At 36.3% G+C, this 5,625-nt stretch carries 5 protein-coding genes and 1 pseudogene; 2 read left to right on the top strand and 4 right to left on the bottom strand.

All coding sequences use genetic code 11. The features are described 5' to 3' along the window. Nucleotides 1-26 precede the first annotated feature (26 nt). Both WBY99_RS11580 and WBY99_RS11575 read left to right on the top strand, forming a co-directional pair. A complete protein-coding gene (locus WBY99_RS11580) occupies nucleotides 27-671 on the top strand; it encodes an HD domain-containing protein (RefSeq protein WP_423976491.1) in 645 nt (214 codons plus the stop codon). Between the two features lie 57 nt (nucleotides 672-728). Beyond that, on the top strand, nucleotides 729-1,340 hold the full coding sequence (locus tag WBY99_RS11575) for a hypothetical protein (RefSeq protein WP_423976490.1): 612 nt from the start codon (nucleotides 729-731) through the stop codon (nucleotides 1,338-1,340). Between the two features lie 37 nt (nucleotides 1,341-1,377). Here the strand turns inward: WBY99_RS11575 and WBY99_RS11570 are convergent, their stop codons facing one another. The 4 genes and pseudogenes from WBY99_RS11570 to WBY99_RS11555 all read right to left on the bottom strand — a co-directional run. Further along, a complete protein-coding gene (locus WBY99_RS11570; protein ID WP_423976489.1) occupies nucleotides 1,378-2,574 on the bottom strand; it encodes an efflux RND transporter periplasmic adaptor subunit in 1,197 nt (398 codons plus the stop codon). Between the two features lie 191 nt (nucleotides 2,575-2,765). Beyond that, on the bottom strand, nucleotides 2,766-4,034 hold the full coding sequence (locus WBY99_RS11565) for an ABC transporter permease (protein WP_423976488.1): 1,269 nt from the start codon (nucleotides 4,032-4,034) through the stop codon (nucleotides 2,766-2,768). A 94-nt stretch (nucleotides 4,035-4,128) separates the two neighbouring features. Further along, nucleotides 4,129-5,358 (bottom strand): ABC transporter permease, encoded by a 1,230-nt coding sequence (locus WBY99_RS11560; protein WP_423976487.1) that lies wholly within the window; start codon nucleotides 5,356-5,358, stop codon nucleotides 4,129-4,131. A gap of 74 nt (nucleotides 5,359-5,432) precedes the next feature. Continuing rightward, a pseudogene (locus WBY99_RS11555) lies at nucleotides 5,433-5,625 on the bottom strand (macrolide ABC transporter ATP-binding protein); the annotation flags it as partial.

Genomic DNA, 5,625 nt, shown 5'->3' with positions numbered 1-5,625 from the left:
CCTATGAGGTTTCCTAAAATCTAAAAATGAATTCTCAAATCCAAAATACCGTCAATTTCGTTAAAGAAAAACTCGAAGGAGCTGAAGCCGGTCATGATTGGTTTCACATCGAAAGAGTTTGGAAACTTTCAAAGAAGATCGCTGCTACCGAAACCTGTAATCTTGAAGTTGTTGAACTTTCGGCGTTGCTTCATGACATTGCGGATCCCAAATTTCACGATGGCGATGAAACTTTAGCATTGAAAATATCACAAGATTTTTTGGAAAGTGAAAATGTTTCCAAAGAAATAATTGAACAGGTTTTATTTATTATCAAAAATATCTCCTTTAAAAATAGAGATGAGGTTCCTGCCGTTTTACCTATCGAATTACAGATTGTGCAAGATGCCGATCGACTCGATGCAATAGGTGCCATTGGGATTGCGCGGACTTTTAATTTCGGTGGTTTTAAAAATAATTTGATGTTTCATCCAGATATTCAACCACAATTGAATATGACGAAAAAGGAATATAAAAAATCAAACGGAACAACTATTAATCATTTTTATGAAAAATTGTTGCTTTTAAAGGATTTGATGAATACGAAAACCGGTAAAGAATTAGCGAAAAAACGCCACGATTATATGCTGAAATTTTTGGATCAATTTTACCGTGAATGGAATGTAGAATAAGATGATGCACATTTAAATTCCCAGATTGTACTTGTTAATTTTATTTATCTTTACTACATGTTTTATTTGTTTTTTTTACTTGCAGTTTTACTTGCTTTCGGCTTGCTTTTTTCGGTCATCAAAACTGGTCGATTCGGTGTTTGGGCGAAAACTTTTCGAATAGGAATTGTCGGAATTTCAATCATTGTTTTCAGTTATTATTTTATTCAAAAAAGTTTAGATCATTTTCTGGAAAATTCTATGACCATTCAGGTGGTGAACAAACTGCCTTTTCCTTTGGATTTTTATCTCATTAAAGTAACTAATGATACAGATTCTGATTTACGATACGAAACCAAACACCTTGGAGATATTAGAAATAATTATTACAGAATCGATTATTTGAACATGGATTCCTCTGATCAGTATTGGATTGCGGCTTATATGGGTAAAAGAAATCTGGTCTATTTTTCCCAACATTCGGTGCCGAATAAAAATGTAGATCAAATCATCGAGGTTCAAAATTATATTGTTCAAAGTTCTAAATTAGCAGAGATAGCAAAAACTCATATTGAACAACTGAAATTCGACAATATCAAAACTGCGATTTGGATGACCTTGGGATTGCTTCTATTATTCTTGAATCTCGGAGTATTACTTAGAAAAGATAAAGCACAAATCCCGAAATAAATTCCGGGATTTGTGAGTTTTATTTTGGTTAAGAAGCCTATTTGTTTTTCTTTTCCTTCAAAGCTTCTTTGTCTTTATCGGATGGATTCCAAACTTTCACTTCAGCATTCTTGTTGATTCCGGACAAGATCTGAACATTAATTCCGTCGCTCGCACCGAGTTTTACATTCACTTTTTTGAATTTCCCGTCCGGTTGTTTTACTTCTACAAAAGAATTGTCTTTGCCATTTACTTTGTCATATTGAATTAAAGATTCATCTAAAAGTAACGCATTTTTTTGCGAACTCAGAATAATTTCGCCGTTGGCAGAAAATCCAGCGCGAATATATTCGTTGGTTTTATTGAAGACATCTGCTTCAATTGGGAATTTAATGGTTCCATTTTCCTCTTTTCCTTTTGGTGCAATCATGGTAACACGTCCTGGAAATGATTTGTTTTGGAGCGCACCGATGATTACATTCATGTCCATTCCATCTTTCAATTTTCCAGCTTGTGCTTCATCAATCGTACCTTCAAAAATTAGAGAATTCAAATCTGCAATCGAGCAAATCGTGCTTCCGGCATTAAATGAGTTTGCCTCAATAACCTGACTTCCGACTTTTACAGGAACTTCCAAAACGGTTCCGTTGGCTTTTGAGCGAATTTGCGTACTTGCCATATTCTGTAATTCTGGTGTCGCTCCGGTTTTTGCGATTTGTAGATTTTTCAGCGCAGTTTGTCTTTGTTGCTGCGCGTTTTTTAAAACTTGTTGGGTCGACTGCAACTGTTGTTGCGCAGAGATATATTCCTGTTTAGAGATCACGCCTTGCGAATACAGTCTTTCCTGCATCGCAAATTGTTTTTGTTGTTGCGCCACATTAATTTCAGCATTGCTAATCTGCAAATCTGCATTGTTGATTTCTTGTTGTGCAGCATTTACATTTTGAATACTTGGGACAATTCTAATCGTTGCAACCAACTGTCCGGCGGTAACTTTATCACCTTCAGTGACCAATATTTTATCGATAATTCCTGAGATATTCGGTTTAATTTCAATTTCCTCCCGCGGTACAATTTTTCCGGTTGCCATTACTTTGTCGTCCATATTTTGTACGAATGGTTTCTTGGTTAGAAATGCCTCGCTTTCTTTGGAATTCGATTTAATTAAATAACCGATTCCCGAGATTAATGCAATCGCAAAAATTAATCCCAGCAAAATATAAATTGCTTTTTTTAAAGTGAACTTCTTTTTCATATACTTCGTTTATTATTTATTTTTTTAGGGCGACTTTTCCGTCCTCCATTCCCGCTTTTTTGTTCGTCGTGCCTCCTCGCAAAAAGAGCTCCATTCAGGCCGGGTCGCAGTTTCGTTATCTTTACAAATTCAGTTTTTAAAATTAAAAAATTCCAAGTTTACTCAATAACTTAAAAACTCAACCACTCAAACTACTCCGATCTCAATGCTTCAATCGGACGAATCTTCACCGCTCTTTGCGCCGGAATCATTCCGACAATTAAACCTAATATCACCATAATCGCCATTGCGCCGAAAACCTGTCCATAATTCACCGTTGGATTATAAAACGGAAAAGCATCTTGATCTTTGGTTATAATATTGAGAATCATCAACAGAAATATTCCAAACATGAAACCCAAAAGTCCCGATGATAAAGTAATCACCACGCTTTCTAGTAATATCTGATTTCGAACTTCTGCGGGTTTTGCGCCTAAAGCACGACGAATACCAATTTCTTTGGTTCTTTCTTTTACGGTAATTAATAAGATATTGGAGATGGCAATTACGCCGGCTAAAATAGTTAATGTGCCCACCGTAATCGTTAGCAATTGCATTCCGGTTAAAAACCCTGTGAATTTCGCGAATGCTTTTCCGAGGTTAAAACTTCCAAAAGCATTGGTGTCTTCTGGTGAAACATTGTATTTCTTTTTGAGTTCGGTTTTTACTTGTTCTTCAACCACATTCAAATCGGCATCAGGTTTACTTACGATGGCAAAAAAACCAACTTTATCACCATTGTTATACATTTTAGAAAAAGTAGAAAATGGGATAAAAGCAGATTGATCATTTTCCATTCCGCCACCTTTTCTTACTCGAAAAACTCCGATGACATTGAAGAAAATACCTTTGATGTTAATGGACTTTCCTATAGGATTTTCATCTTTTTTGGCATCGAAAAAATTCTTATACACTTCTTCACCAATTACGGCTACATTTTTATTTCCAGAAATGTCGGCATCATTTAAGTATCTCCCGAAGATGAGTTTTTTTTCTGAAATTTTATTCCCTATCGGGAAATCACCAGTCAAGGTATAGGTTGCATTTTTTCCGTTTCTGGAAAAAGATTCACCGGGAGTACCGAAATTTCCGCGAGTACTTTGTGGGGAAATATAATCGATGGCTGGGATTTTTTTGGGTAACATTTCTAAATCACCTAAATGGAGATCCATTTTTCTTCCCTTCGGAAATCCATCATACGGAATGGAGGTGTTCTGCGCCCAAAGAAAAATAGAGTTGGTCGCAAATCCTGAAAAGGCTTTGTCGAAACCATTTTCCATTCCTTTTGCAGCGCCTAATAAAGCGACAAAAAGGAACATTCCCCAACCAACGCCAATCATGGTAAGAATGGTGCGCAACTTATTATTCTTTAGGGAATAATAAATTTCTTGCCAGGTGTCTATTTTAAATATGATGTTCATAAAAAACTTTTTTGGGGTTTCGAGTTTCGGGTTTCAGGTTCCATGTTTTGAATACTCAATTACTCATTACCAATTATTCATTGCTCATGATTTATCACTCGCTTCTCAACGCTTCAATCGGTTTAATTCTGCTGGCACGATATGCGGGGACAAATCCTGCAATCAACCCTGCAATAACCAAACATACAAAAGCCACGATGACTAATCCCCAGCCAACAGAAGGATCTACAATAAAATATTTTTCTAGATTGTTACCGATTAAATTCAAAGTGAGAACTCCTAAGCCAACACCAATTAAACCAGAAATTACAGTGATGACAATACTTTCTTGCATAATTAAACCAACGATGCTGCTGGGTTTTGCTCCAATGGCTTTTCTTACTCCGATTTCTTGTGTTCTTTCTTTAACAATGTAGACCATAATATTGCTGATTCCAATAATCCCAGCGAGCAATGTTCCTATACCGATAAAACCTACAATAAGGGTAATGATTAATAGAAACTGAAAAGTTTTGCCCATGTTTTTAGCATTATTTCTTACAATCACCCCATTCTCATCATCGGGAGAAACTTTATGTTTGGCTTTCAATTCTTTTTCCAGTTGTTCACCATATTTAATGGCCTGGTCTGGAGTAAGGTTGGTGTTGTAAGTCAGGAAAATAGTGCTTACGGTATCTGAACCTTTTTTGAGTTGTTGCAAAGTGGTGATAGGAATGGTAATCATTCGTTCATCGAAATCGCCGCCATCATCAGAAAAAACGCCGATTACTTTGAAGATGCTACCATTAATATCCAGGTCTTTTCCAATAGGACTTCCGTTTTTTATTAAATCGCGTTGCACCATTCTGCCTATTACGGCAACATTTTGTTTGCGATCCAGATCCAAAGGGTTGAGGTATCTTCCTTCTGTTAATTTCCGGTTTTCGATAATAATCTCATCAGGATTGGCGCCACTGATTTGGTAATTTCCGCTTTCTTTCCCGTATTTCACGGTCATGTTTGCGGTATAGCTCGGGGTTGAACTTTCTATTTTTTCAGGTTCTTCTGTGGAGATTTTTTCATAGTCATCATTTTTAAGAATGATTTGTCGGTCAGATTGCAAACCGCCGTAAGCGATGGTTGTTTTTCTGGTAAAAATAGTAATCAGGTTGGTTGCATCTCTGGCAAAGCCTTTGGTGAATGCGTTTTGTAAACCAGTTCCGATACCAAAAAGGACGATGAAAATATATAAGCCTAATGCCACTGTAAAACCAGAAAGTACCGTTCGCAATACATTACTGCGAATCGATTCGAATATTTCTCTCCAGCGGTCAAGGTCAAACATAATTTTTAATTCTATTTATTTCTTAAATTCACTATTCACCAATTGCTCATTGCCAATTACTCATTACTTATCATCTATTGCAAAACCCTTTGGGTAATAAATTCATCACTTTCGATAATTCCATCTTTTAAGATGACGTTTCTTTTGGTTTCTGCTGCAACATCTGGTTCGTGGGTTACGACAATAATGGTTTTTCCTTCACGATTAATTTCTTGAAGCAGTTTCATAATGTCATAGGTTGTTTTAGAATCTAGTGCTCCTGTGGGT

Source organism: Kaistella sp. (assembly GCF_049588135.1).
Taxonomy (GTDB): Bacteria; Bacteroidota; Bacteroidia; order Flavobacteriales; family Weeksellaceae; genus Kaistella.
The sequence above is the reverse complement of the archived record's forward strand: the minus strand, read 5'-3'. Positions and strand labels throughout refer to the sequence as shown.